Origin of the sequence: Phytobacter sp. SCO41 (assembly GCF_003073275.1) — a bacterium.
In the GTDB taxonomy this organism is placed as follows: Bacteria; Pseudomonadota; Gammaproteobacteria; order Enterobacterales; family Enterobacteriaceae; genus Phytobacter; species Phytobacter diazotrophicus.
On the sequence record NZ_CP027225.1, the window covers coordinates 1,454,554 to 1,481,237 of the forward strand.

The following is a 26,684-nucleotide window of genomic DNA, read 5'->3' on the forward strand; positions in this document are numbered from 1 at the left end:
TCGACACCCGCATTTATATGCATAGGGCGTACCAGCCATTTAGCCGGTATCGCCTCTAAAGCGTTAATTCGCTCACACTTAAACTCAGAAGCTCAATTACAATACTTCCCGAACGGTAATACCCAACCGCTGCATACGTGATAACAGCGTGGTACGTTTCATCCCTAATTTTGACGCCGCACCGCGCGGCCCGGCGACAATACCGTTTGTTTCCCGCAGCACCTGAATAATACGCTGACGTTCCTCTTCATCATTTTCCGGCGGCTCGGTGTGCATCATTTCCGCCACGCGGGGCAGGGGAAAAGGAAAAGGATCATGGGCCACAGGCTGCACCATGCTACTGGGTTGCGCATTCAAATGCAGGCTCAGCGTATTATCGCGTGAGAGCAGGACCGCACGTTCGAGAATATTTTCCAGTTCGCGCACGTTGCCTGGCCATTCGTAGCGCATCAACTGGCGCATTGCATCGGCAGGAATGGTGTCGATTTGGCGGTTTAAACGGCGCGCCAGTTTTTGTGTGAAGTACCTGACCAGCAACGGGATATCGTCCGGGCGATCGCGCAGCGGCGGCAACACCAGCGGGAACACATTCAGGCGATAGAACAGGTCGTTGCGAAACTCCCGGTCGATGACCATCTGTTTCAGGTCGCGGTTAGTCGCGGCGATGACCCGAACGTTAACGGGAATGGTGCGGGTGCCGCCAATGCGCTCAATCTCCCTTTCCTGTAGCACACGCAATAATTTAGGTTGCAGTTCAATCGGCATATCGCCGATTTCATCGAGGAACAGCGTCCCCCCATCCGCCATTTCAAAGCGTCCACGGTGGGTGTTGATAGCGCCGGTAAATGCCCCTTTATCGTGACCAAACAGTTCGCTTTCCAGCAGGGTCGACGGAATGGCGGCACAGTTGATTTTCACCAGCGGTTTATCTTTGCGCAGACTCATCTGGTGAATGGCACGGGCAATAATCTCTTTCCCTGTACCGGTTTCGCCAAGAATCAGCACTGTACTGTCACTCAGGGCAACAATATTGACCTGCTGGAGCACATCGCGCATGGCGTCGCTCTGATAAATAATGTCGCCAAAGCTCTGGCTGGAAAGAATTTGCTCGTTAAGTTTGTTGTTCTCGTTTTTGAGGTTTTCTTTCAGATGCGTCACTTTACGATAGGCATCGGCATTATCGACAGCAATGCCAATTCTGTCGGCAATCTGTCGAAGTAATCGACAGTTTTGTGCGTTAAAAATCGACAAATCCCGGTGTGCCAGTACCAGTACGCCGGTGGACTGATGGCTAAAAGCCAGCGGCAGAATAAAGACCGTCTCCAGACCTTGCGCCTCCAACTGTTGCAGCAAGGGATCATTTAGCCACATTTGCGGCTCGTCCTTTTTTTGCAACAGGGTCGCATGATTTTCATTGAGCGCCGTATGCAGCAACTGGCTATCGCTGCGTAGCGGGTATTGCTGGCTTGTTGGCGGCTGAACCGTGAAATCCGTCGAGTTCCACATAAGCTGGCGCGAGCGCAGGGCATCGCGGAGCACCATTGCGACCGTATCCACGCCAAAGAAGCGGTGGATTTCACGCGAGACATCCGCCACCAGTTCATCAATATCAAGGTGAGACAGTACCGAGTTGGTGATATCGACCAGAACCCGGTCATGGTCAAGCTCCTGGCGCAACAGCGAAACGGATTGCTCCAGCTTGTCGCGCTCAATATCACCCTCTAAACCTTGCGCCGCGAGGCGTGCCAGCCATGCAAACATGGTGCTGTCTTTTTCGCAAAATTTACCGCCATCGGTGCGCACAAAGCGCAGCTCAGCCATGGTTTCTCCGGCAAGTAAAATCACCTGTTTTGAGCTGTCGCTGATTGAACCGGCATATTCACTGGTGCAGAACTCAACGCTTCCGTCGTCAAAACAGCGGTAGAATCGCGAATTACTGAGGCGAAGTTCGACAAACTGAATGGGGCTGAACGGAGGTGGTAGGGGAATGAACGCCCGCAGGACGGACGCCTTATCTTTCTGTTCCAGCAAATGCTGTAAAATCATGGATACTGCATCCTTCCAGAATCAATTGTACAGAAAAGCAGAAAAAAACAGTCATAAATCAACATAATGTGACTTCCTTATCCGTTTTTTCATATCAAGTGATTGTTCTTCGGTAAGAGAGCGGGCCACCCGGTATACTACTATACCCCCTTATTTTGTAGTGTTACCCGCTTCACGTATAGCTAATTGTCATACGAATTGACGTTTTATTGATATCACTAATGGTTAATCCAGCCGCCGCACCATCAGATAAATCGCCGGCTCACCGGCAATGTCTTTCAATTGCTGCAAGATGAGCTGGCTCCAGCTACGCCAGGGATCATCCGCTTCTTCTGCCAGTTTAGCAAAGGCGGGGGCCAGTTTATTGACGTGACTGGCATCAATGATGATTTCGCCAAACGTGAGCAGCCCCTGCATTTTCTTACGTGCGTCCTCATCCAGTAGCGCAAGCCAGCGCTCGTAGTCGGCAAGTGGACATTCCAGCACCACGTTGAGGCAGTCAATTACCCCCACGTGGTGACCAATGGCCAGCGAGTAGTACATCACCTGGCGGCTTTTTTCCTCGACATTGACGCTGTCATCGACAAATTTCTGCCGCAGCGTCCAGAACATCACTTTGCTGCCCTTCTCAGACATGCTTTCCCTCCATCTCGGCGCGCAGTTGCTGCACGATGGTGTCCAGACGCGGATCGGCCGCCTGCTGCAACCAGGCATTAATACGCGCGGAACTTTCGCGTGGATCGCCTTCGGTCAACAGCGCGAAGAAGTGATCGGCAATTTCACGTCCCTGGCGATAGCCTGCCAGGCGACGCGCCAGACGCTCGATATTAACGCGCATGGCCAGTGGTACGGCAGGCCAACGAACGGTCGCCGTTTCATTTTCAGCCTGGTGATGATCTTCGGCGTGCAGTTTCTGTTCCAGCAGGCCGAGCGCGACGGCGAAACCATGCACCGTTGCCGCCGGGGTCGGCGGGCAGCCGGGGATCCATACATCAATGGGGACGATGGTATCGCTGCCGCCCCAGACGCTGTAGAGATCGTGAAAAATACCGCCGCCGACGCCGCATGCGCCATAGGAGATCGCGATTTTGTGGTCAGGCGCGGAATGCCAGGCACGCAGCGCGGGCATACGCATGGCGCGGGTGACCGCGCCGGTAAACAGTAAAATGTCGGCGTGACGCGGTGACGCAACGACTTTAATGCCGAAGCGTTCGGCATCGAACAGCGGGGTGATCGCGGCGAAGATCTCAATTTCACAGCCGTTACATCCCCCGCAGTCCACGCGGTAAACATAGGCAGAACGTTGAATATCGCGAAGCAGCACTTGCTTGAGTTTTTGCGCTTGTTCATCCAGCGTTATGGGCTGACTGACATGCTGCTTTAACGTCAGGGAATCGGCGCTCATGCTTGCTCCTCAATATAATAATGAACGTTGGTGCTGCCGCGATGCTCCAGTGCCGCCCGACGTTTACATGCCGGGCAGACATTCGCCTGGGCGCGCAGGGTTTCCACCAGCGCCGGGTTCGATTGATGAAGTGCCAGTAATTCAGCCGCCAGGGCGACGGATTTTTCCGGCGCAAAGGGGGCGTGGCACTCGCTGCAATGCTGCAGCCGAAAGGTCGCGCGCACGTAGAGATCTTCTTTGCGGGTCACTGCCAGCTCAAACTCCTCTGACAGGCGAATGGCGTGCGTTGGGCACACCTCTTCGCAGCGGCCACAGTAGATGCAGCGGCCGATAAACAGTTGCCAGATGCGGGCGTTGTCATCCGGATGGGTTTCCATCGTCAGCGCGTTGGCAGGGCAGGCGGTGGTGCAGGCGCCGCAGGCGATACACTGCTCAGGATTAAGTTCGGGTTTGCCGCGAAATCCAGGGCAGACCTCCAGCGGCGCAAACGGGTATTTCACCGTGACTTCGCCCGCTCTGATAATGGTTTTCCACAATTTAAGCATCGTATCTTCCTTATCTCAGCGGCGAATTGCGACGTTCAATACTGTAACGCTCGATCTCTTTGTACGGCACGGTGGTGGACTTGCGCTTACGTACATCCACCAGCGTGACGCGGTCCGTACAGGAATAGCAGGGGTCGAGACTCCCGATAATCAACGGCGCATCGGAAACGGTATTGCCGCGCAGCATATAGCGCAGCACCGGCCAGTTGGCATAGGTCGCCGCGCGGCAGCGCCAGCGGAATAGCTTCTGGTTGTCGCCGAGCATGCTCCAGTGCACATCCTCGCCGCGCGGTGCTTCCACATAACCCAGTGCGAATTTATGCGGCTTGTAGCTGAACCCTTCGGTTAACAGCGCGGTGTCTGGCATATTGTCGAGGGCAAACTCAATCATCGAGAGGGAATCAAGCGTCTCTTTGATACGCACCATCACGCGCGAGAAAACATCCCCGGCGGGCCAGCTAAACAAGGTTTTTGGCAGATTGCCGTAGTCGGCATACGGATGGTCAAAGCGCAGATCACGGTTAAAGCCACTGCCGCGAATCAGCGGGCCGACCGGGCTATAGTCGCGCGCAATCTGACGGTCCAGCACCCCAACCCCCTGAGTACGCTGTGCCATATTCGGCGTTGAGAGCAGCATATCCACCAGTTGGACGACTTCCGCGCGCATCTCCTTCACCAGTTGGATAGTTTTAATGCGCTGCTCTTTCAGGATGTCGCGCCGCACGCCGCCAATCAGATTCAGGCCATACGTTTTACGCGAGCCGGTCAGCAGTTCTGCCATGGTCATCGATTTTTCGCGGATGCGGAAAAATTGCATAAAACCGGTATCGAAGCCGACGAAGTGACTGGAAAGCCCAATGTTTAACAGATGGCTGTGCAGACGTTCCACTTCCAGCAGCACCGAGCGGATAGTGTGAGCGCGTTGCGGCACAACAATACCCAGGGCGTTTTCTACCGAGGTGGTGTAGGCCACGCTGTGGGCGAAGCCGCATATCCCGCAGACGCGGTCTGACAGAAACGTCACTTCGTTATAACCCATGCGGGTTTCTGCCAGTTTTTCCATACCGCGGTGAACGTAGAACAGGCGGTAATCGGCATCGACAATGCGCTCGCCATCAACAAACAGACGGAAGTGGCCCGGTTCGTCCGACGTGATATGCAGCGGGCCGATGGGCACGATACGCGCTGAGCTATCGCCATCGTTGATAAACGGATAGTTTTCCGTATCGGTGGTCGGCTCCGGGCGCAGACGGTAATCCATGGTGTCTTTACGCAGCGGATGCAAATCGTCCGGCCAGTCGTCCGGCAGCACCAGACGGCGCTGATCCGGCAGGCCTACCGGGATCAGACCGTACATGTCGCGGATTTCACGTTCGCCCCAGACGGCGGCGGGCACCTTCGGAGTGACGGAGGGGAATTCACGCGTGTTGGCATCCACCAACGCTTTTACCACAATCCAGCATTTTTCCGCCCCTTCCATAGAAAGGGCGTAGTAGACCGCGTAATGACCATTCAGCGTACGTTCATCGTTACCGAATAACACCGGTAACCAGCCGTCATGCTGGTAATAGAGATAATGCACAATATCCGGCAGCAGATTGAGTTTTACCGTAATGGTGGTCTGCTCAAAAGTTTGCCGCTCTTCTTCAAGAATGGCACCGGGAAATTGCGCGTTTAACGCCGCAAGACAGGCACCGCCACGAGGGGCATCGAGACTGATACTCTCTAAATAACTCACTTTAACTCTCCCTGAACCCGCGCGGGTGTTGCGGTTGCGGCGGTGGTGTCAAACGACGCCCACAGCCAACTAAATTGTGTTGATTGTTCATCATTACCGGACATCACGATGGCAGAAGCATTTGCCAGCATTTTGCTTACCGGTTGTGGAATATGGGTTCCCATTACCAGCATCATCACCAGCAAAATGACCATCGGCACTGTGGTGAGCCAGCCGAGCTCACCGCTGGCGACTTCCTGAGGCGGTGCGGCAAACAGCGCTTTGGCGACCATGCGCACCAGTCCGCCAAGCACAATCGTCAGCAACAGCAGGAGTACGATAGTCACCAGCAGGTGATCGGCCGCCAGCCCGGCGGTGACGGTCATAAACTCGCTGAGGAAAATATTGAACGGGGGCATGCCGCCCAGTGCCAGCGCGCCGCCGCCGAGCAGAACTGCGGTAAACGGCATGACTTTCAGCATGCCGCATACCACGTCCAGATTGCGGGTGCCGTATTTCAGCAGCACGTTGCCGGAACCGCAGAACAACAGCGTTTTGGCCAGGCTATGGTTCAGCGTGTGCAGCAGCGCGGCGAGAATACCCAGCGGGCCGCCGATACCGAGCGCCACCGCCACCAGCCCCATGTTTTCCACGCTCGAGTAGGCGAGCAGGCGTTTCATATCCTGTTGAACGAGGATAAAGAACGCCGCCACCGCCACTGAGAGCAGGCCGAAAATCATCAACAAGGTATTGGGGAAAGTGCTGCCGATGGCATGGCAGATAATGATGTAGTAGCGAATCAGCACCAGCAGCGCGCAGTTCAGCAGCACCGCTGAGAGCAGGGCGCTGACCGGGCTTGGCGCTTCACTGTGGGCATCCGGCAGCCAGGCGTGCATCGGGAACAAACCGGTTTTGGTCCCAAAACCGATCAGCACGAAGACAAATGCCAGCACCATCAGCGTGGGGTCGAGGTTGCTGCTCTCTTTAAGGACTTCGGTCCAGAAAATCGCGTGGTCAGGCTCCACCATAAAGCTGGCGGCATTGGCATACACCAGGACCGTACCGAACAGGCCAAACGCGACGCCGACAGTACAGATAATGATGTATTTCCACGCGGCTTCCAGCGAAGAACGCTGACCGTAAATCCCCACCAGAAACGCTGAGCTCAGTGTGGTGGCCTCAATGGCTGCCCACATGACAATCAGGTTGTTACTGGTGACCACCAACAGCATGGTGAAGAGAAACAGATGGAAGAAACCGTAGTAGTTGCACAGGGTGCCGACGGTAATTTCCCCATGATCGACTTCATGGCGCATATAACCAATGGAGTACAACCCGGTGATAAAACCGATGATCCCAAGAAGCGACAAGAACAACCCGCTTAAGCTGTCGATATGTAGCCAGCGATGGGCGGCGAATATCTCGCCCTCAGTTACAGCTTCCGCAACCGTCCACAGTGCCACGACCATCAGCACGACGATACCGACGAAATGCACGGTGGTGACCAGAGCGCGCGCGGCATTCCCTCGCAGACGGCACAGGAAGCAGAGTGCGGAGATGACCAGCGGCGTGAGCAACAGCAAGGTAAACATCAATGCGTGACTCATGTTGTTATCCTTTCAGCGCCGTAAGGTTATTAACGTCCAGCGTGCCGTGGGTACGCCAGATTTTTCGCGCCAGTATTGTCATGACGATCACCGCGAAAATGGCGTCGGTGGCGATGCCGATTTCAACCAACTCCGGCGCACGCCATGCCAGCAGCGCCAGCACCAGATGCGAACCGTTCTCCATCAGGCAGTAGCCAAACACCTGGCGCAGGATATTGCGTTGGCTGACGATGCACAGTAGCCCCAGCAGGAAGTGGCCGAGCGCCACCGCCAGCGCGGGTTTAAGTTGCGCGACCAGCGGCAACTGCACCGGACGCACCACAAACCAGCACAGCAGCACGATGCCTGCGGCCATCAGCACCAGTGCGGCAGGGCCAAACAGGCGTTCTCCCTGACCCTCTGGCGCCATTTTGCGAAATGCATAGCCCATAATCAGCGGCACCATCAGAACCTTGGTAAAGAAGGCGCTGATGGACCACATCCGCAGTTGTTCTGCATCCAGCAGTTGTGAGAGGGTAAAAAATATCGACACCAGCACCAGTGATTGCAGGGCGTACAACCAGCAGGAGACGGTGTAGCGTCTGGCGCAAGTGACCAATAACGAGGTGAACATCATCAGCCCCGCCAGATTGTTAACTACCAATGTTCCCGTCATCTTCGACTCCCTTTATCCAATCCACGCTGCGGCAATGAGACTTGAGCACAGCGACATCACCACCAGAATCCCCAGCACCAGTTTCATGGCATACGGTAGCGGTGCCGCCTGTGCCACCTCTTCGCTGGGTTCACCCGGCACCACGCGCCCGAACCAGTAGATAAACCAGCCGAAGCTGGCGACCGATTCCACCAGCGCCAGGATCATCACCGCGAGCAGAATGGGGTGCTGATCGGAGAGGGAGAACCCGGCGGCAAACAGGGGGAACTTGCTGAAAAAACCGTTGAACGGCGGCACACCGGTAATGGCGAGCGCCGCAACGCAAAAGCCGATCCCGGCGATAGGGAGCGTGCGCATCACGCCACGAAGACGCGGCAGCATACGCGTACCGCAGCTATAGCTGAGTGCCCCGGCAACCAGGAAGAACAGGCTCTTGGCGAAGGCGTGGTTAAAGATGTAAACAATCCCCGCGTTGAAGGCCATTTTCGAACCGAAAATCGACATCGACAGAGCGAGGAAAATCCACGCCAGTTGGGAAATGGTCGACCAGGCAAGCAGGCGCTTCATGTCTTTTTGCGGCAGGTACATCAGGAAACCGTACACCAGGGTGATGGTCGCCATGGTGACGCCGACCCAGCCAATGACTTCCGGGATCTGCCCACCTTCGGAAATAGCGCGGGCAAAAATGTAAACGCCCACTTTCACCATCGAAGCGGCGTGCAGGTATGCACTGACTGGCGTCGGCGCTTCCATCGCATCCGGTAGCCAGGCCTGCAACGGCAGTTGCGCCGATTTCCCCCAGGCGGCAAACAAAATCCCACCGTAGACGATTAAGGCGCCGCTGCCGTTTAACTGGCTTAAGGCGCTCAGCGCGAAGGTGCCGGTTTGCAGAAACAGCGTGGCCGCCGCCAGATACAAGCCCAGCGAACCGACGTGGGTGATCAGCAGCGCTTTCATCGCCGAGCGTTGGGATTTCTCGGACTGGTAATAGCTGATGAGCGCCCAGGAGCAGCCGCCGGTGATTTCAAAAAACAGCAACTGGCCCAGCAGCGTGGAGGAGAGCACCAGGCCGGACATCGCACCGATAAAAATCAGCAAGAATGCGTAGTAGCGATTGCTGCCATCGTGCGGGTGTTCCTTATTGCCACGGGTCAGATATCCCGTGGAGTAGAGCGCCACCAGCAGACCGAGGAAGACCACCACAAACAGAATCAGAGTGCTGATTTTGTCTACCGTCATCCCGAACAACGCTATCTGTCCGGCGCTAAGCAGCGGGATATCTACAACCTCGCTGCCTGCGGCATGAAAGCCCGCCGCCAGTGCGACCGTGGCAATAGTTGCCAGCAATGCGAACACGGTGGACAGCATGGGGGCGGTCTGTCTGGGGGCCAAAGAGACGACCAGCGCGCCGATAAACGGCAGGAGCAGGGTCGTCAGGGCAATTGTTTCCATAGTAATTCAGCGCTCCTTACAGACCGGTTAACCAAAGAACATATGACAGCGCGGCGAGACTAAAACCGAGCCAGGTAAGGTGGTGCGTCAGTAAAAATCGCCCGCGAGCGAGCGAGTTTTCCACCACTGACGCAATGACAAACACCACCAGTAATTTGACCAGCGTGATGACCAGCGAAAGTAGCATGGCCCCGACAGTCAACGAGCCGGCATTGCCAAACGGGAAGAAGAGCGCCAGGAACAGCGAGGCCATCACCACCTGTTTCAGGCCGATTCCCCATTTCACCAGCGCCAGTCCTGCCCCGGAGTATTCGGTCAGTGGCCCTTCCTGTAACTCTTGTTCCGCCTCTGCAACGTCGAAGGGGATTTTGCCCATCTCAATAAAACAGGCGAATCCGCAGGCGAGCATCGCCAGCAGCGTGGCAACAGGGGAGACCCAACCGGCCGCCAGCGTGGTGCTGATCGCGCCGATATTGGTCGACCCGGCCAGCAGCGCCAGCACCAGCAGCGAGAGAATCAGCATCGGTTCCACCAGGATGCCGAGCGTCAGTTCGCGGCTGGCGCCAATCCCGGAAAACGGACTGCCGGTATCAAGGCCGGAGAGCGCAAAGAAGAAGCGGAACAGGGCGAACAGGTAAATCAGGGTGATTAAGTCGCCCGCGCCGGCGAAAGGCGAGGTGCGCACAAACAGCGGCAATGTCATCGCCACCACCAGCATGCTGCTCAGCAGCACCCAGGGCATGACGCGGAACATCATGCCGGACGAGGCCGGAGCCACCTCCTGGCGCTTAAGCAGTTTTTGCAGATCGCGATAGTCCTGTAAGACGCCAGGACCCTGGCGAGAGTGCATCCGTGCGCGAATCTGCCGGGAGATGCCGGTAAATAATGGCGTTAATGCCAGCAGAAACGCCGCCTGGCAGAGGGCAAACAGACCCAGTGACCAGTCAGGGGTTGGTTGTATCATCTTCTCTCCCTCCTTAGACGGCGATAGTCAGCAGCAGGATCACCAGCGCGGCGATCACATACAGGCAATAGAGTCGGAAATCGCCGCTTTGCAGATACTGCACCGCACGGGCAATGCGTTTGGTTATCCCGACCAGCGGCAGGATGATTTTGTCGTCCCAGAACGGCTCTGTGCGGGTGGCAGCAATAGTTACGCCCCCCAGGCTGCGCTGTAACGGCTGGGCAGGATCGAGCTGTTTACGCATGCGATAAAGCGGGCCAAATACCACGCGCAGGGGCTGCGTAAAGCTGCCGGCAGACGGGGCCATCCCTTTTTCCCAGGCATAGCCGCATGCCCATGCATCACCGGTGCGCCGGAAGTTGCCACGGGTGTGACGGTTGATGTACCAGAACAGGCCCGGCAGTATGGGCATCGCGATAAGCAGCAGGAAGACCACCGAGGGCGTCAGCACTGCCTGCTGTGCGTCGCCTGGCATCAGCGTTGCGCCTTGCGCCACGGCCAGCGTTTGCTGGGAGGAAAGCGACTGGGCAATGTGCAGCAGGTGTGGCGCAACCAGATTTGCCCCGACGCCTGCCAGTACGCAGAACAGTGCCAGCAGACACATGGCAATCACCATCGGCCAGGGGACTTCCCGGGCATGGTCGGCTTTTTCGCTGCGGGCGTTACCGCAGAAACTCACACCGTAAACTTTGACGAAGCACATCGCGGCCAGTGCGCCGGTGATAGCCAGCATGACGATGGCGATGGGGCCTGCCAGCCGGGGAATAATGGCGTCCACGCGGGTGAGGGAGAACAGCGACTGGTAGGTATACCATTCACTGATAAAGCCATTGAGCGGCGGCATGGCAGAAATGGCCAGACAGCCAATCAGGAACGCGCCTGCGGTCCACGGCATCCGTTTGGCCAGCGCGCCCATTTTTTCCATATCCCGTGTGTGCAGACGAAAGATAATCGCCCCGGCGCCGAGGAACAGCAGCCCTTTAAACAGCGCGTGGTTGAGCAGATGGAAGAGTGCGCCGAGCAGACCGACGGCGGCGATCACCGGATGGTGGAGCGCAATGCCAGCCATGCCGACGCCGACGCCCATCAAAATGATGCCGATGTTTTCAACCGTGTGCCAGGCAAGCAGGCGTTTGATGTCATGCTCTGCCAGCGCGTAGAGCACGCCAAGCACCGACGACACCGTGCCGAAGGCCAGCACCACCACACCCCACCACAGCGGAATACCGCTATGTCCGAGCAGGTCGATACCGACTTTGATGATCCCGAAGATACCAATTTTGACCATCACCCCCGACATTAATGCCGACGCGTGTGACGGCGCGGCCGGGTGCGCGCGCGGTAGCCAACTGTGCAGTGGCAGCATCCCCGCTTTGGCGCCAAAACCGAAGAACGCCAGCAGGAAGACGGCGGAGGCGACGCCCGGTGATAGCGACAACTCACGGAAGCTGGCGAAATCCAGGCTGCCGCTCTGGCGCCACATCAGGAAGAAGGCAACCATGATCAGTACCGACCCGGCGTGGGCGATAAAGAAGTAGAGCAGACCGGCGTGAATGGATTCGTCGTCCTGATCGGTGATGACCAAAAACCAGGAGGCCAGCGACATCATTTCAAACAGCACGATGAACCAGAACGCGTTGTCCATCACTACCAGACCGACCATCGATGCGATGAACAGGTTCATAAAGAAGCCCATCGCGCCGACACCTTTGCCGACATATTCGCGCACGTAGGAGAGCGAATAGAGGCCGCAGACGGTCACCAGCAGGGAAATCACCAGCACCATAAAGGCCGCCAGACTGTCCATCCGCACGATAAAATGGGCAAACGCGAAGGGGCCGACGGCCTGCCAGTGCAGCGTCTGCGCACCCGTTAACGCGGTGACGGCGCTCGCCAGACCGAGTAAGCCGCCCGCCATCGCCGACAGACCGGCGACCTTAATCGCCAGCTCCTCCTGGCGGGCCAGTAACAGTGACGCGACGCCGCCAGCGACATATAACAAGATTGACCACATCAATAATTGCAGGGCATCCATTAGCGTTGCTCCGGCGTGGGTGAAGAAGAGTCGAAGGTCATGTCCGTCGTGTTGAGCGCGGCCAGCAGCCGGCGCGCTTTCAACTGTTTATTGAGCGCGTCTTCCTGTACCAGATGCAGCGCATGTGTCGGACAGGATCTGATGCAGGCGGGACCTTCCGGCAGGAAGTGACAGAGGTCGCATTTGACGGCGATAGTCTGTACACCCGCATTCCAGCGTAAAAACGGCTGCATGGTCGGCGGGCTGGCGGGAACATCCCGGAGTTGTTCTTCCGGAACGAAGTTTTCGTAGCGTGCAGGAATGTTGAGTGGACGGCTGCCTGACGGGGTAATCGCACCGAACGGACAGACCAGACCGCAGAGTTTGCAGCCGATACAGAGCGTTTCGTTGAGATAGACCGCGTCATCCCTGAAGGAAATCGCGTTCACCGGGCAAACCTGTTTACAGGGCGCATCGTCACAGTGTCTGCACATGACCGGCGCGGTTTTGGTGTCCGTTTTAACCAGCGTTAATCGTGGGTGGTACTGCAACCCTTCAGTCTTATGAACATCCGAACACGCGGCAAGGCAGGTATTGCATCCTATACACCACTCGGGATCTGCAATCACAAAGCGGTTCATGTCGGCTCCTTGAGAAGAAAGCGAGAAAATCGTTGAGCCTTCTTAAGCACAAGTCATGCCAGATGTTAAAATCAGTATTTATCAGTGAGTTGTGTGATTTTGTGGTGGTGAACAAACAAAAGTGATGGTCAGGGGCGAGCGATAAGTCGCCATTGTCGGCACTAGTGTCGAAATGAGTGATAAAGTGTGATCAACTTCAAATAATTGGCGGGAGAGGCAAAAACAGAAAACAAGGGCGGCCTTAGACGGGACGCCCGGAAGAGGGGTGATGCAATTTGAGCCCGCTTAGGCGTTCTCTTTCAGCCAGTTGAGCACGATGTCGTGATGATTGCTGGTTTTGAAATCATCAAAAACATGCTCGACTTTGCCATCGGCGTCGACAAGGAAACTAATGCGGTGAATGCCGTCGTAGGTTTTACCCATAAAGGTCTTTTCACCCCAGACGCCAAACTGCTCGCAAATTTGGTGATCTTCATCGGACAGCAGCGTGAAGTTCAGCAGCTCTTTTTCGGCAAAACGGGAAAGTTTTTCCGGTTTGTCAGTGCTGATACCCAACACTTCAACGCCCGCTTTCTTCAAATCATCCATGTTATCGCGCAGGCCGCATGCCTGGACGGTACAGCCTGGCGTCATCGCTTTCGGGTAGAAATACACCAGAACACGCTGTCCCTGGAAGTCGGCCAAATTTACTTGTTCTCCGTCTTGATCCGGCAAGCTAAATTTCGGTGCGATATCACCGGCTTTCAGTGGATTCATTACTTAACTCCATCCTGTTCATCATGCTGTGAATAGTTGACCACGTTTATACTGCCTTGTGCATTCAATTCTGTACATAGGGCTTTGAATGCCTGGTCAATATTTGATGCGTCCTGCGAGGCAGGACTGTGAGCGGTTATCTGAATAAAAAGCTGCGCGGCCCTGGTGGCGTCGCCCGGTTGTGTGCGGGAGACCAGCTCAGCGATATTCATCTGAAAGGTGTCGAACAAGGCAGTAAAACGCTCAATCAGATGCGGCGAGTCAGGGACTTCAACCTGAACCCAGACGGTGGCAGGCATGGCAGGGCGAGGGCGCGCGGCGGTACGCTTCATCACGATCAATAAATCCAGCTCTGCGCCCTTAAGCGGCAACGTTGATTCAATCAGCGTAATAGCGTTCCATGAGCCGGAGAGCAGCATAATAAACGTGAACTCTTCTCCCAGCATAGCCAGACGACTGTCTTCAATGTTGCAACCGCAACTGCTGACGTGGCGCGTGATGGTATTAACGATACCCGGCCTGTCGGCACCCAGCGCAGTAATAACCAGAAAATGTTGTGATGAGGCAGTCAAACCTGTGCTTCCTGTCAAACCTGAGATAATCATAAGGAAAGCATAAAAAAAACCGGCATACAACCGCCGGAACGCCTCACGTCACTTGCTTTTATTACAGCACCACACGTACCATTGAGATTCTTGTTTGCACAGAGGATGGCCCATGTTCACGGGAAGTATAGTCGCGCTTGTTACGCCAATGGATGATAACGGTAAAGTCTGTCGGCCAAGCCTGAAAAAACTGATTGATTACCATGTCGCCAGTGGAACATCGGCGATTGTTTCTGTAGGAACGACCGGCGAATCCGCCACGCTCAGCCATGAAGAACATGGGGATGTGGTGATGATGACGCTGGAACTGGCAGACGGGCGTATTCCTGTTATCGCAGGGACTGGCGCAAACGCCACCGCGGAGGCCATCAGCCTGACGCAACGTTTCAATGACAGCGGCATCGTGGGCTGTCTGACAGTAACCCCTTATTACAACCGTCCGACACAGGAAGGCCTGTTCCAGCATTTCAAAGCCATCGCTGGACACACCGATCTGCCCCAGATTCTGTATAATGTGCCATCGCGCACCGGCTGCGATTTGCTGCCGGAAACCGTGGGTCGTCTGGCGGAAATTAAAAATATTATCGGTATTAAAGAAGCGACCGGGAACTTAAGTCGCGTTCATCAGATCAAAGAGCTGGTTTCAGATGACTTTCTGCTGCTCAGCGGCGACGATGCAACTGCGATGGACTTTATGCAACTCGGTGGTCACGGCGTTATTTCCGTTACCTCGAACGTGGCGGCACGTGATATGGCCGACATGTGCAAACTGGCAGCGGAAGGGCAGTTCGCCGAAGCGCGTGTGATCAACAAGCGCCTGATGCCGTTACACAACAAACTATTTGTCGAACCCAATCCTATCCCGGTGAAATGGGCATGTAAGGAGTTGGGGCTTGTGGCAACCGATACGCTGCGCCTGCCGATGACACCGATCACCGATCACGGTCGTGAAGTGGTTCGCTCCGCGCTTAAGCATGCCGGATTGCTGTAAAGTTTAGGGAGATTTGATGGCTTACTCAGTACAGAAGTCGCGCCTGGCGAAGGTGGCGGGAGTTTCATTTGTAATGTTACTCGCTGCCTGCAGTTCGGATTCACGCTACAAACGTCAGGTCAGTGGTGACGAGTCCTATCTGGATGCCGCGCCGCTTGCGGAACTTCATGCGCCAGCCGGCATGATCCTGCCGGTGCAGAATGGCGAATATAACATTCCTGCCACTAACGGCAGTGGTGCTGTGGGTAAAGAGCTGGATATCCGTCCGCCGGCGCAGCCGCTGGCACTGGTAACGGGTGCGCGCACTCAGTTTACTGGCGATACGGCAACCCTGTTGGTTGAAAATGGCCGCAACACAAACCTGTGGCCGCAGGTTGTTAGCATTATCCAGGCGAAAAACTACGCCATCGCGAAGCGTGACGACGCCAGTCAGACGTTAACGACCGACTGGGTTGACTGGAACCGCCTCGATGAAGATCAGCAGTATCGTGGCCGTTATCAAATCTCGGTGAAACCGCAGGGTTATCAGCAGGCGGTGACCGTTAAACTCGTAAATCTGGAGCAGGCGGGTAAACCGGTTGCAGATAGCGCATCGTTACAGCGCTACAGCACGGAAATGCTGAACGTTATCTCCCAGAGCCTGGATAAAACATCCACTGACGCTCAGGCTGCCGCCGAAAACCGCAGCGTGAAGTCGCTTGATGTTCAGTCCGGCGCGGATGATACCGGTCTGCCGATGCTGGTGGTGCGTGGTCCGTTCAACGTAGTGTGGCAGCGCCTGCCGACAGTGCTGGAAAAAGTGGGCATGAAAGTGACCGACAGCACCCGTTCTACCGGTAGCATGGCCGTCACTTACAAACCGTTGTCCGATAGCGCATGGCGCGATCTGGGCGCGCGTGACCCGGGCCTGGCGTCTGGTGACTATAAACTGCAGGTCGGTGATTTAGATAACCGCAGTAGCCTCCAGTTTATTGACCCGAAAGGTCATACGTTAACGCAGTCGCAAAACGACGCCCTGGTGGCAGCGTTTGAGGCCGCGTTTAACAAGTAAGAATAAGGGCCGGATACCTCCGGCCTTTTTTTATTTGGCTGACGCAAACGTGTGCGTCGGTGTAAAATAGCTTTTTTAGTTAAATCATCACACCTGGAGTGACAAAGATGCAAAAGCAAGCTGAGTTGTATCGTGGCAAAGCGAAGACCGTATACAGCACGGAAAACCCGGACCTGTTGGTGCTCGAATTCCGCAATGATACGTCAGCAGGGGACGGCGCGCGTATTGAGCAGTTCGAGCGTAAAGGCATGGTTAACAACAAATTCAACCATTTCATTATGAGCAAACTGGCAGAAGCGGGTATCCCAACTCAGATGGAAGCGTTGTTGTCCGATACCGAATGCCTGGTGAAAAAGCTGGACATGGTACCGGTAGAGTGTGTGGTGCGTAACCGTGCTGCGGGTTCACTGGTAAAACGTTTAGGAATTGAAGAAGGTATCGAGCTGAATCCGCCGCTGTTCGATCTGTTCCTGAAAAACGATGCCATGCATGACCCGATGGTGAACGACTCCTACTGTGAAACGTTTGGCTGGGTGAGCAAAGAGAACCTGGCGCGCATGAAAGAGCTGACTTACAAAGCGAACGATGTACTGAAAAAACTGTTTGATGACGCAGGCCTGATCCTGGTCGACTTCAAACTGGAGTTCGGTCTGTTCAAAGGTGAAGTGGTTCTGGGCGATGAATTCTCACCGGACGGTAGCCGTCTGTGGGATAAAGAAACGCTGGCAAAAATGGACAAAGACCGTTTCCGCCAGAGCCTGGGTGGCGTGATTGAAGCGTACGAAGCCGTTGCCCATCGCCTGGGTGTTAAGCTGGACTAAGCGATAATCCGCAGCAAACCGGGGGATGCGCGCATCCTCTGGTTCCTTGCCTCTTTTTTCTTATGGTAATCCTCCCCGCAACCGCCTACGATCATTATTAATACGTTAGATAATGAGGTGGTTATGCGCTGGCAAGGGCGTCGTGAAAGCAACAATATTGAAGACCGGCGCGATGAATCGGGCGGACCCGTTATTCGGGGGCCAGGATTTCGTTTGCCGGGCGGTAAGGGCGGCATCATACTGCTGGTGGTGGTGATTTTCGCCAGTTACTACGGTGTGGATTTAACGGGCCTTATCACCGGGGAACCGGTCGACAACAGTTCTCAGCAGCGCTCCATCAGCCCGCAGGAAGATGAAGCGGCGAAATTCACCAGTGTTATCTTCGCCACGACCGAAGACACCTGGGGGCAACTTTTCGAAAAAATGGGGCGCCATTATCAGCAGCCCAAACTGGTGATGTACCGTAACCGGGTGACAACGGGCTGCGGTACCGGGCAATCCGTTATGGGGCCGTTTTATTGCCCGGCGGACAGTAAAGTCTATATTGATCTCTCCTTTTATGACGACATGAAGCACAAGCTTGGGGCGAACGGTGATTTCGCTCAGGGGTATGTCATTGCTCATGAAGTCGGCCATCACGTGCAAAAATTACTCGGTACCGAGGCTAAAGTACGCCAGCTCCAGCAAAATGCGTCACAAACCGAAGCCAATGCGCTGTCGGTACGTCTGGAATTGCAGGCCGACTGCTATGCCGGGGTCTGGGGACACAGCATGCAACAACAAGGCGTGTTGGATGCAGGCGATCTGGAAGAGGCGCTGAACGCCGCGACCGCAATGGGCGACGATCGATTGCAGAAACGTAGCCAGGGGCTGGTTATCCCCGACACGTTTACCCATGGCACCTCCGAACAGCGTTATAACTGGTTCAAACGCGGAATGGACAGCGGCGACCCAGCCCAGTGCAATACGTTTAGCGGTACGCTTTAGTGTTCGGTGCCGGGACATCTGAATGTCATTGATTGCATTAAGTGCCCAAATGGCGGATCAGGGGATCCGCCGTTTGCTGGTTATCGCGGGTGAAGGTGAGGTGTGCCTGCAACAGGCCAATCACCTTCGCGTCTCATTACCCGGCGACTGGCTGTGGATAGGTGAATCAACAGACTGGCCGCTACACTGCGCGCCGCGTGCGCTCACCACCTTGCTTGGCCGCGAATTCACCCATGCCGTGCTGGATGCCCGTTACGGTTTTGATGTCGCCGCGCTCGCGGCGCTCAGCGGCACGCTGAAACCGGGCAGTTTTCTGGTGCTCCTTACGCCGCCGCTTGATGCATGGGCGCAACGGCCTGATAACGACAGTTGTCGCTGGAGTGACACCGCCGAGCCGATTGCCACGCCGCGCTTTGTTGAACACTTTTGCCGGGCGCTGCGGCAAGACGAAAACGTGATGCTCTGGTTGCACGCACATCCATTCCGTCCCTCTGACTTTTCTGCGCGCCCCGCCTGGCATGCCGCGACAGGCGCGCCCGAAGAGGAACAGCGAGCGATTCTGGCTGAACTTGCCGCGATGCCGCCGGGTGTCATGGTGGTAACGGCACCGCGCGGGCGAGGGAAGTCAGCCCTGGCGGGTATGCACATTGCGCGTCTGGCGACATCGGCCATTGTTACCGCACCGGGACGTTCGGCAACTGATGTACTGGCACACTATGCCGGAGAGATGACTTTTATTGCCCCGGATGCGTTACTCGCACGCATTGCCCAGGGGGAGCCGCTGTCAGAGTGGTTAGTCGTCGATGAAGCGGCAGCCATTCCGGGGCCGCTGTTGACGACGCTCGTCTCGGCGTTCCGTTATGTATTATTGACCACCACGGTACAAGGTTACGAAGGGACCGGGCAGGGCTTCTTATTAAAATTCTGTGCCGGTTTTCCCCACCTCATACACCGCCAGTTGCACACTCCCCTGCGCTGGGCAGAAGGCTGCCCGCTGGAAGCGTTTATCAACAGGGTATTGTTGTTTGACGATGTGTCGGCACTGACGAAACCGACGGGCGAGGCGACAATCCTTTCGCTTGACCAATCCGCATGGTCCACGGACCCCTCACTTCCGTCTGCACTCTATCGGCTGCTTGCCAGCGCCCATTACCGCACCTCTCCTCTGGATTTGCGCCGTATGATGGATGCGCCGGGGCAACATTTCTGGCTCACGAAAACGCCGGATGCATTACTGGCAGCGCTCTGGCTGGTGGAGGAGGGGGGATTGTCAGCCGGACTCAGCCAGGCTGTCTGGGCGGGATTTCGTCGTCCTCGTGGGAATCTGGTGGCGCAGTCGCTGGCGGCCCACGGTGGCAGCCCGCTTGCTGCGACGTTGCGTGGTTTACGCGTGAGCCGCATTGCCGTCCATCCGTCACGTCAGCGGGAAGGGCTTGGACAAGCGTTAATTACGCATGCCCGCCAGCATGTCACGGGCTGCGATTACCTCTCGGTGAGTTTCGGCTATACGGCTTCGCTGTGGCATTTCTGGCAGCGATGCGGGTTCCAGTTGGTCAGGCTTGGCAGCCACCGGGAGGCGAGCAGTGGTTGCTATACCGCCATGGCAGTATTGCCGCTGACGGCGGCAGGACAGGTGCTTGCCGCCAATGAGCAGCGCAGACTGGCGCGAGATTTACCCTGGCTTGATGCCTGGAAAGGGGAAAAGTTACCCCTTACCGTCAGTCCAGAGACTACCCTTAATAATGATGACTGGCAGGAACTGGCCGGGTTTGCCTTTGCCCATCGCCCGCTCTCTTCGGCAACGGGTGCGTTGCAAAGGTTGTTGATGCAGGTCGATTTACCCCTGAATGCATTACGGATGCAGCTCACAGAGAAGCGCAGTGAGGCGGATATTTGCCACGCACGGGCGCTTTCGGGCCGTAAAGCGCTGTTGGTCGCACAGCGCCAGGAGGCCGCATCGGCACTGTCCTTACTCGATCCTGAACGCACGATTTTGCTGAAAGCGCAGGTGCGGCAACTGCAATTTTTTTAACTAACTCATTCAGTTAAATGGCATGGTGATTATTCCTCCCCGGCGTAAACTGCAGGCAACGAATTAAGGAGACCGCCATGAAACATGACCATTTTGTTGTTCAACAACCGGCAGGCGCCGCGAAACAGTTACTGCTTTTCTTTCATGGCGTTGGCGATAACCCGGCGAATATGGGGCAGATCGGCAGCTACTTCGCATCGCTGTTTCCTGAGGCGATGATTGTCAGCATTGGGGGCGTGGAACCCTGCGGTCCAACGGGGCGTCAGTGGTTCTCTGTGCAGGGTGTTACCGAAGAAAACCGCCAGGCACGCATTGATGCCATTATGCCGGTATTTATTGAAACGGTTCGCTATTGGCAGCAGCAAAGCGGCGTAAACGCACAGGCCACCGCCCTGATTGGTTTTTCGCAAGGCTCCATCATGGCGCTGGAGGGGGTGAAAGCGCAGCCCGATTTGGCATCCCGCGTGATCGCCTTTAATGGACGTTACGCCAGTCTGCCGCAGACGGCCTCGACGGCATCAACCATTCACCTGATTCACGGTGGTGAAGATCGCGTCATTGATTTGGCCCATGCGGTTGCGGCGCAGGAAGCGTTGCTGCGTGCAGGTGGCGATGTGACGCTCGATATTGTGGAGGATTTGGGGCATGCGATTGATGATCGCAGTTTGCAGTTCGCCCTCGATCACCTGCGTTATACCGTTCCGAAGCACTATTTCGATGAAGCGCTGAGTGGCGGTAAACCGGATGACGATGACATTATTGAATTGATCTAACAAAAACGTGCCCGGCTCATGACGCAGCCGGGCAGATCGGGCGGGATTACTTCTTCTGGTCTTTCTTCGGCCAGTCGTCCTCATCATCCCACTTATCGTTAAAATCACGATGCGGTGGCAGGTCTGGTTTGTTAGCCAGAAATTTTTTGTGATCGACGCGTTTAAGGTCTTTGATCACATTCAGCAGTACGCCGAGTAAAAAAACCAGCACCAGAATCCACCAGTATTTCGCGAACCATTCCATGCGTTCCTCCCCGTCAGGCGATGAGTTGTTCCATAATGCGTTGATACATGCGGGCGAGTAGCTGCAAATCCGCCGCATTCACACATTCATTGATTTTATGAATGGTGGCGTTAACCGGCCCCAGTTCCACGACCTGCGCGCCCATACGCGCAATAAAGCGACCATCTGATGTGCCGCCAGTGGTTAACAACTGCGGTTTAATCTCATTATAGTGCTCAACGGCATTAACCACCGCATCAACCAGCTTACCCCGACCGGTCAGGAACGGCTGACCAGAGAGCCACCAGTCAATGGTGTAGCGCAACTGATGTTTCTCCAGCAGTGCGGCAACGCGTTCTTTGATCATCCCATCGGTAAGTTCGGTGCTAAAGCGGAAATTGAACTGTAGATAGAGATCGCCTGGGATCACGTTGTTACTGCCGGTGCCTGCCTGAATGTTCGCCACCTGCATGCTGGTCGGTGGGAAATATTCATTACCCTGATCCCATTCGATCGCCACCAGCTCATTGAGCATGGGCGCCGCGCGGTGTACCGGGTTATCGGCCAGATGCGGATAAGCAACATGCCCCTGCACGCCGTGAATGGTTAAATTGCAGGTCAGCGAACCGCGACGACCATTTTTGACCACATCGCCCACCACTTCGGTACTGGAGGGTTCACCCACCAGGCAGTAGTCCAGGCGTTCGTTGCGCGCCATTAAGGCTTCAACGACTTTCACTGTACCGTTGGCGGCGCTGGCCTCTTCGTCAGAGGTGATCAGAAACGCCAGACGGCCTTTGTGCCTGGGATGAGTCGCAACAAAACGTTCAGCGGCGACAACCATGGCCGCCAGCGAGCCTTTCATGTCGGCCGCGCCGCGACCAAACAGCATGCCATCGCGGATAGTGGGTTCAAACGGCGGGTTGATCCAGCGGTCAGCATCCCCGGAAGGCACAACGTCAGTATGTCCGGCGAAGGCCAATGTTTCACCCTGTCCACGCCATGCCCAGAAATTCTGTGTGTCGCCAAAATTCATCGGCTCAATGGTAAAACCGATGGCGCGAAGACGTTCGATCATTAACGCCTGACACCCTGCGTCATCGGGGCTCAGAGAAGGGCGACGAATAAGCTGTTGCGTCAGCTCAATAACCGGGCACGACATAAACTACACCTCGTTGATAAACGTCTCATAACTGGATTCATTGAAACCCAGCAGCATAGGCTTACCGGGCGCGCAGAGCAATGGGCGTTTGATAATTGCCGGCATTTCTAACATCAGCGCGGCTGCGGAATCCGCGTTTGTAATGGTTGCACGCAGCGATTCATCCAGTTTGCGCCAGGTGGTGCCCCGGGTATTGAGCAGCGCTTCCCACCCCAATTCCGCAATAAATTGCTGCAACAGATCGGCATCAAGACCGTCTACGCGGTAATCGTGAAAACGATAATCAACCTGATGGGCTTCCAGCCAGCGGCGGGCTTTTTTGATGGTGTCGCAGTTTTTGATGCCAAACAGAGTAAGCATGGTGAATCCTTTTGTCTTATCTTTGGTTAATTGCCCAAAAAATTAGAATAATAATGGGCGAATAAACATATAATATCATTTCATTCGCAGGGTAATCATACTTCCTGTTATTAAATTTACCTGCCAGGGTTTGCCATCAGCAATATGTACGAGTTTAAAGAAATACTAAGGGTGATAATTAATAATGTGAAAATGATGTCATTTACGAGCCTGCCCAGCTTGTTAAATAAACAAAAATTTCACCTGATGGCAAAAAATCATCTTATTAGCTACTTCAAAGATACGTTCTGACTACACCTTGATGACGCTACAGGCCGGGGTACATCAGGGTTTGAACTAAATGTTTCCGAATATTGCTATCGCTCACATTAAATAGCCAAATTCTGGAGCATAGTTATTTCGTCAATGCAAATACTATGAGAGACCAATCAAAGCAATTGGTTGAAATATCTTCACAGCGATGTCGGATTCTCGTAGAATAAGCACAATAATAAGAGAGGTAGTTATGATTGAACATGAACTGGGGAACTGGAAAGACTTTATCGAAGGCATGCTTCGTAAATAATTCCAGAAGAATCATAAAAGCAGTGATTGCTTAAAACGATAAAAGTGTGAAATTAATCACGCAATAAAAGGCGACCTTAACAGGCCGCCTTTTTGTTTGCTCATTATTCCTGACGTTCTTTCAGCGGGAAGCGCCGTCTGACCAGCACAAAGAACAGAGGAACAAAAAAGATTGCCAGCACGGTTGCTGAAATCATCCCGCCCATTACCCCGGTACCCACCGCATGTTGGCTACCGGAGCCTGCGCCGGTACTGGTTGCCATCGGCAAAACGCCAAAGACAAAGGCAAGAGAGGTCATCAGAATCGGGCGCAGACGCTGACGGCAGGCGTGCAGTGTGGCCGACAGCAGATCCTGGCCTTTCTGGTTCATTTCGTTGGCGAACTCGACAATCAGGATGGCGTTCTTCGCCGATAGCCCGATAACCGTCAGCAGACCTACCTGGAAGTAGACGTCATTTTCCAGCCCGCGCATCCAGGTGGCGAGCAGCGCGCCAATCACCCCGAGCGGTACGACCAGCATCACCGAGAACGGCACTGACCAGCTTTCATATAGCGCGGCCAGGCAGAGGAACACCACCAGCAGAGAAATCGCATAAAGCGCCGGTGCCTGTGAGCCTGATAAGCGCTCCTGATAGGACATGGCCGTCCACTCCAGACCGAAACCGCCGGGAATCTGGCTAACCAGTTTTTCCATGGTATCCATGGCGGTACCGGTACTGATACCCGGTGCCGCTTCACCGACAATCTCTACTGCTGCATAGCCGTTATAACGTTCCAGACGCGGGGAGCCGGTTTCCCAGTGCGAGGTGGCAAAGGCGGAGAAGGGCACCATACCGCCGCTGCTATTACGCACATACCAAAGATTAATGTCGCTCGGCAGCATACGGTATTTTGCCGCTGACTGAACGTAGACTTTCTTCACGCGGCCGCGATCCATAAAGTCATTCACATAACTCGAACCCCAGGCGGTTTGCAGCGTGTCGTTGATATCATCAATTGAGACCCCCAGCGCCTGAGCTTTACGCTGATCGATATCGACCTGTAATTGCGGGCTGTCATCGAGGCCGTTGTGACGCACGCGCGTCAGCATCTTATTGCTGTCGGTCATTTGAATCAGTTTGTCGCGCGCCGCCATCAGCGCGTCGTGCCCGGCCCCCGCGTGATCCTGTAATTCCATATCGAAACCGGCGGAGCTGCCCAGGCCACTGATTGCCGGCGGACTGCTGGCAATAACGCGGGCTTCATTGATTTGGCGAAACGCTTTGGTGGCACGCTCAATGATGGCAAAGGAACTGCCGGTTTTCGGATCGCGTTCGCCCCAGTCTTTCAGACGCACAAACATACGTGCGACGTTCTGGCCGTTCCCGCCGGGGCCGGAACCAACGGTGGCGAAGACGGACGCGACATTGTTTTTCTCGTTTTTGAAGAAGTAATCTTCAACCTTTTGCACCACTTTCAGCGTCTGCTGCTGCGTCGCGCCGCTCGGCAGTTGTACCGATGCCAGAAACATCCCGCGATCTTCAAGCGGTAAAAAAGACGTTGGCAGGCGCAGGAATAAAAACACCATGCCGCCCAGCAACAAAACGTAGAGCAGGATCCAGCGCAGGCTGCGGTGCAGAATTTTCGCCACGCCATTTTCGTAACGGTCGGCGTTGCGGTTAAACATGCGGTTAAACGCGCCGAAGAAACCTCTTTCCCCGTGGTGCTCGCCTTTATGCAGAGGTTTAAGCAGCGTGGCGCACAGGGCTGGTGTGAGGATCATCGCCACCAGCACGGATAACACCATAGCGGAAACGATAGTGATGGAGAACTGACGATAAATCGCCCCGGTGGTACCGCCAAAAAACGCCATCGGGACAAATACCGCCGAAAGCACCATCGCGATACCCACCAGCGCACCCTGGATTTGCGCCATCGATTTTCGCGTCGCTTCTCTGGGCGAAAGACCTTCCTCGCTCATGATACGTTCGACGTTTTCCACCACGACAATCGCGTCGTCCACCAAAAGGCCGATGGCGAGGACCATCGCAAACATGGTGAGGGTGTTGATGCTATAGCCAAAGGCGTAGAGAACGGCGAAGGTCCCCATTAACACCACCGGCACGGCAATCGTCGGGATGAGCGTTGCGCGGAAATTCTGCAAAAAGAGATACATCACGAGGAAGACCAGCGCGATAGCTTCCAGCAGCGTTTTCACCACATCGATAATGGATTCTTTAACGAAAGAGGTTGTCTCGTAGGCGACCCGATATTCCAGGCCATGCGGAAAATATTGCGACAGCTCATCCAGGCGTTTTAGCACTAATTCCGAGGTCGCCATCTCATTCGCACCGGAGGCAAGTTTAATCCCAAGCCCGGAGGCGGCAAGCCCGTTAAAGCGGCTCAGGAAGTCATATTTCTCAGCACCCAGTTCAACCTCGGCGACATCGCCAAGGCGCACTTCGGAACCATCCTGATTAACGCGCAACGTGATATTTCGAAACTGCTGCGGTGTCTGGAGTAGCGATTGTGAGTTAATCGAGGCGTTCAGCGCCTGACGGTCTACCGAAGGTGAGCCGCCGAGCTGACCAACGGCGACCTGGGCGTTCTGGGATTTAATCGCGCTGGTCACATCGTCAGTGGTCATCTGGTAGCTGTTAAGCTTCGCCGGGTCGAGCCAGATACGCATAGCATACTGTGAACCGTAGGCATCGATATCGCCAACACCATTCACGCGGCTTATGGGATCCTGAATATTACTGGCGACATAGTCGGCGATATCTTGTTTATCCATCGAGCTGTCGGTAGAGACAAACGCCAGCGTCAGGATGTTGGTGTCACCGGTTTTTCTTACCGTTACCCCCTGGTTCTGAACGGCCTGGGGGAGTTTACGCAGAGCAGACTGTAACTGGTTTTGTACCTGCTGCACGGCCTCGTCGGGGTCCGTACCGGCGGTGAAACTGAGTGTAATCGTGGCCTGCCCGGCACTGCTGCTTTGTGATGACATGTACATCAGATTATCAAGGCCGGTCATGTTCTGCTCGATAACCTGCGTCACGGTATTTTCCAGCGTCTGGGCAGATGCGCCTGGGTAGTTGGCGGTAATACGGACATTAGGTGGGGCCAGATTAGGGTATTGCTCCACTGGCAGAGAAATAATGGCAAGGGTTCCGGTTAAACAGATCAGGATCGCCAGTACCCACGCAAAAATGGGGCGATCAATAAAAAAATTCGCCATCAGAAACAAGACCTCGTTGTTTTGCTGCGCATTGTTATTTTGACATTGCTGAAATCAATGAATGTGTGCTCAATGTAGCGGGAACAGATAAAGCA

Annotated in this window: 24 protein-coding genes; 7 read left to right on the forward strand and 17 right to left on the reverse strand. The window is 55.2% G+C overall.

Features of this window, described 5'->3' with window-relative positions; translation table 11 throughout:
* Positions 1-96 precede the first annotated feature (96 nt).
* The 13 genes from C5523_RS07150 to C5523_RS07210 all read right to left on the reverse strand — a co-directional run bounded on the left by C5523_RS07150 (position 97) and on the right by C5523_RS07210 (position 14,374).
* The gene (locus tag C5523_RS07150; RefSeq protein ID WP_108700847.1) at positions 97-2,046 is read right to left on the reverse strand and encodes a sigma 54-interacting transcriptional regulator; all 1,950 of its coding nucleotides are present in this window, start codon (positions 2,044-2,046) and stop codon (positions 97-99) included.
* A gap of 225 nt (positions 2,047-2,271) precedes the next feature.
* Positions 2,272-2,682, reverse strand: a complete 411-nt coding sequence (locus C5523_RS07155; RefSeq protein ID WP_039079696.1) for a formate hydrogenlyase maturation HycH family protein — start codon at positions 2,680-2,682, stop codon at positions 2,272-2,274.
* Positions 2,675-3,451, reverse strand: coding sequence for an NADH-quinone oxidoreductase subunit B family protein (locus tag C5523_RS07160; protein WP_071193407.1), 777 nt, complete (start codon positions 3,449-3,451; stop codon positions 2,675-2,677). The genes C5523_RS07155 and C5523_RS07160 overlap by 8 nt, the downstream gene beginning before the upstream one ends.
* Entirely contained in the window at positions 3,448-3,996 is a 549-nt protein-coding gene (gene hyfH / locus C5523_RS07165) for a hydrogenase 4 subunit H (RefSeq protein WP_039079698.1), read from the reverse strand. The genes C5523_RS07160 and hyfH overlap by 4 nt, the downstream gene beginning before the upstream one ends.
* A gap of 10 nt (positions 3,997-4,006) precedes the next feature.
* Positions 4,007-5,716, reverse strand: coding sequence for an NADH-quinone oxidoreductase subunit C (locus C5523_RS07170; protein ID WP_369944928.1), 1,710 nt, complete (start codon positions 5,714-5,716; stop codon positions 4,007-4,009).
* A gap of 14 nt (positions 5,717-5,730) precedes the next feature.
* A complete protein-coding gene (locus C5523_RS07175) occupies positions 5,731-7,320 on the reverse strand; it encodes a hydrogenase 4 subunit F (protein ID WP_039079700.1) in 1,590 nt (529 codons plus the stop codon).
* A 4-nt stretch (positions 7,321-7,324) separates the two neighbouring features.
* On the reverse strand, positions 7,325-7,975 hold the full coding sequence (hyfE, locus tag C5523_RS07180) for a hydrogenase 4 membrane subunit (RefSeq protein WP_039079701.1): 651 nt from the start codon (positions 7,973-7,975) through the stop codon (positions 7,325-7,327).
* A 12-nt stretch (positions 7,976-7,987) separates the two neighbouring features.
* Positions 7,988-9,427 carry a hydrogenase 4 subunit D gene (locus tag C5523_RS07185; RefSeq protein ID WP_108700848.1) on the reverse strand — a complete coding sequence of 480 codons (1,440 nt, stop codon included), beginning with the start codon at positions 9,425-9,427 and terminating at the stop codon, positions 7,988-7,990.
* A 16-nt stretch (positions 9,428-9,443) separates the two neighbouring features.
* Positions 9,444-10,391, reverse strand: coding sequence for a respiratory chain complex I subunit 1 family protein (locus C5523_RS07190; RefSeq protein WP_039079703.1), 948 nt, complete (start codon positions 10,389-10,391; stop codon positions 9,444-9,446).
* 13 nt (positions 10,392-10,404) lie between these two features.
* A complete protein-coding gene (gene hyfB, locus C5523_RS07195; RefSeq protein ID WP_108700849.1) occupies positions 10,405-12,426 on the reverse strand; it encodes a hydrogenase 4 subunit B in 2,022 nt (673 codons plus the stop codon).
* Positions 12,426-13,046, reverse strand: coding sequence for a 4Fe-4S dicluster domain-containing protein (locus tag C5523_RS07200; protein ID WP_039079705.1), 621 nt, complete (start codon positions 13,044-13,046; stop codon positions 12,426-12,428). The genes hyfB and C5523_RS07200 overlap by 1 nt, the downstream gene beginning before the upstream one ends.
* A gap of 285 nt (positions 13,047-13,331) precedes the next feature.
* The gene (bcp, locus tag C5523_RS07205; RefSeq protein ID WP_039079706.1) at positions 13,332-13,802 is read right to left on the reverse strand and encodes a thioredoxin-dependent thiol peroxidase; all 471 of its coding nucleotides are present in this window, start codon (positions 13,800-13,802) and stop codon (positions 13,332-13,334) included.
* Positions 13,802-14,374, reverse strand: coding sequence for a glycine cleavage system transcriptional repressor (locus C5523_RS07210; protein WP_197687997.1), 573 nt, complete (start codon positions 14,372-14,374; stop codon positions 13,802-13,804). The genes bcp and C5523_RS07210 overlap by 1 nt, the downstream gene beginning before the upstream one ends.
* Positions 14,375-14,519: 145 nt before the next feature.
* Between C5523_RS07210 and dapA the strand changes: the two genes are divergently transcribed.
* From dapA to ypfH, 6 genes are all read left to right on the forward strand, one after another.
* Positions 14,520-15,398, forward strand: a complete 879-nt coding sequence (gene dapA / locus C5523_RS07215) for a 4-hydroxy-tetrahydrodipicolinate synthase (RefSeq protein WP_071193403.1) — start codon at positions 14,520-14,522, stop codon at positions 15,396-15,398.
* 16 nt (positions 15,399-15,414) lie between these two features.
* Positions 15,415-16,449, forward strand: coding sequence for an outer membrane protein assembly factor BamC (bamC, locus tag C5523_RS07220; RefSeq protein ID WP_039079708.1), 1,035 nt, complete (start codon positions 15,415-15,417; stop codon positions 16,447-16,449).
* 107 nt (positions 16,450-16,556) lie between these two features.
* A complete protein-coding gene (gene purC / locus C5523_RS07225) occupies positions 16,557-17,270 on the forward strand; it encodes a phosphoribosylaminoimidazolesuccinocarboxamide synthase (protein ID WP_039079709.1) in 714 nt (237 codons plus the stop codon).
* Between the two features lie 123 nt (positions 17,271-17,393).
* Positions 17,394-18,257, forward strand: coding sequence for a neutral zinc metallopeptidase (locus C5523_RS07230; protein WP_103245368.1), 864 nt, complete (start codon positions 17,394-17,396; stop codon positions 18,255-18,257).
* A gap of 22 nt (positions 18,258-18,279) precedes the next feature.
* On the forward strand, positions 18,280-20,289 hold the full coding sequence (locus C5523_RS07235; protein ID WP_108700850.1) for a tRNA(Met) cytidine acetyltransferase TmcA: 2,010 nt from the start codon (positions 18,280-18,282) through the stop codon (positions 20,287-20,289).
* Positions 20,290-20,366: 77 nt separating this feature from the next.
* Positions 20,367-21,062 (forward strand): esterase, encoded by a 696-nt coding sequence (gene ypfH / locus C5523_RS07240; protein WP_108700851.1) that lies wholly within the window; start codon positions 20,367-20,369, stop codon positions 21,060-21,062.
* A gap of 46 nt (positions 21,063-21,108) precedes the next feature.
* Here ypfH and C5523_RS07245 read toward each other — a convergent pair whose 3' ends face one another.
* The 3 genes from C5523_RS07245 to C5523_RS07255 are packed head-to-tail and all read right to left on the reverse strand — an operon-like array spanning position 21,109 to position 22,807.
* Positions 21,109-21,306, reverse strand: coding sequence for a YpfN family protein (locus tag C5523_RS07245; protein WP_039079713.1), 198 nt, complete (start codon positions 21,304-21,306; stop codon positions 21,109-21,111).
* A 13-nt stretch (positions 21,307-21,319) separates the two neighbouring features.
* Positions 21,320-22,447: a succinyl-diaminopimelate desuccinylase gene (gene dapE, locus C5523_RS07250; protein ID WP_039079714.1), complete on the reverse strand. Its 1,128-nt coding sequence runs from the start codon at positions 22,445-22,447 to the stop codon at positions 21,320-21,322.
* A gap of 3 nt (positions 22,448-22,450) precedes the next feature.
* Entirely contained in the window at positions 22,451-22,807 is a 357-nt protein-coding gene (locus C5523_RS07255) for an ArsC family reductase (protein ID WP_039079715.1), read from the reverse strand.
* A gap of 505 nt (positions 22,808-23,312) precedes the next feature.
* Between C5523_RS07255 and ypfM the strand changes: the two genes are divergently transcribed.
* Positions 23,313-23,372, forward strand: a complete 60-nt coding sequence (gene ypfM, locus C5523_RS07260) for a protein YpfM (RefSeq protein WP_100181659.1) — start codon at positions 23,313-23,315, stop codon at positions 23,370-23,372.
* A 103-nt stretch (positions 23,373-23,475) separates the two neighbouring features.
* On the opposite strand, the gene acrD is transcribed toward ypfM, so the two are convergent.
* On the reverse strand, positions 23,476-26,589 hold the full coding sequence (acrD, locus tag C5523_RS07265) for a multidrug efflux RND transporter permease AcrD (protein WP_108700852.1): 3,114 nt from the start codon (positions 26,587-26,589) through the stop codon (positions 23,476-23,478).
* Positions 26,590-26,684: the final 95 nt, after the last annotated feature.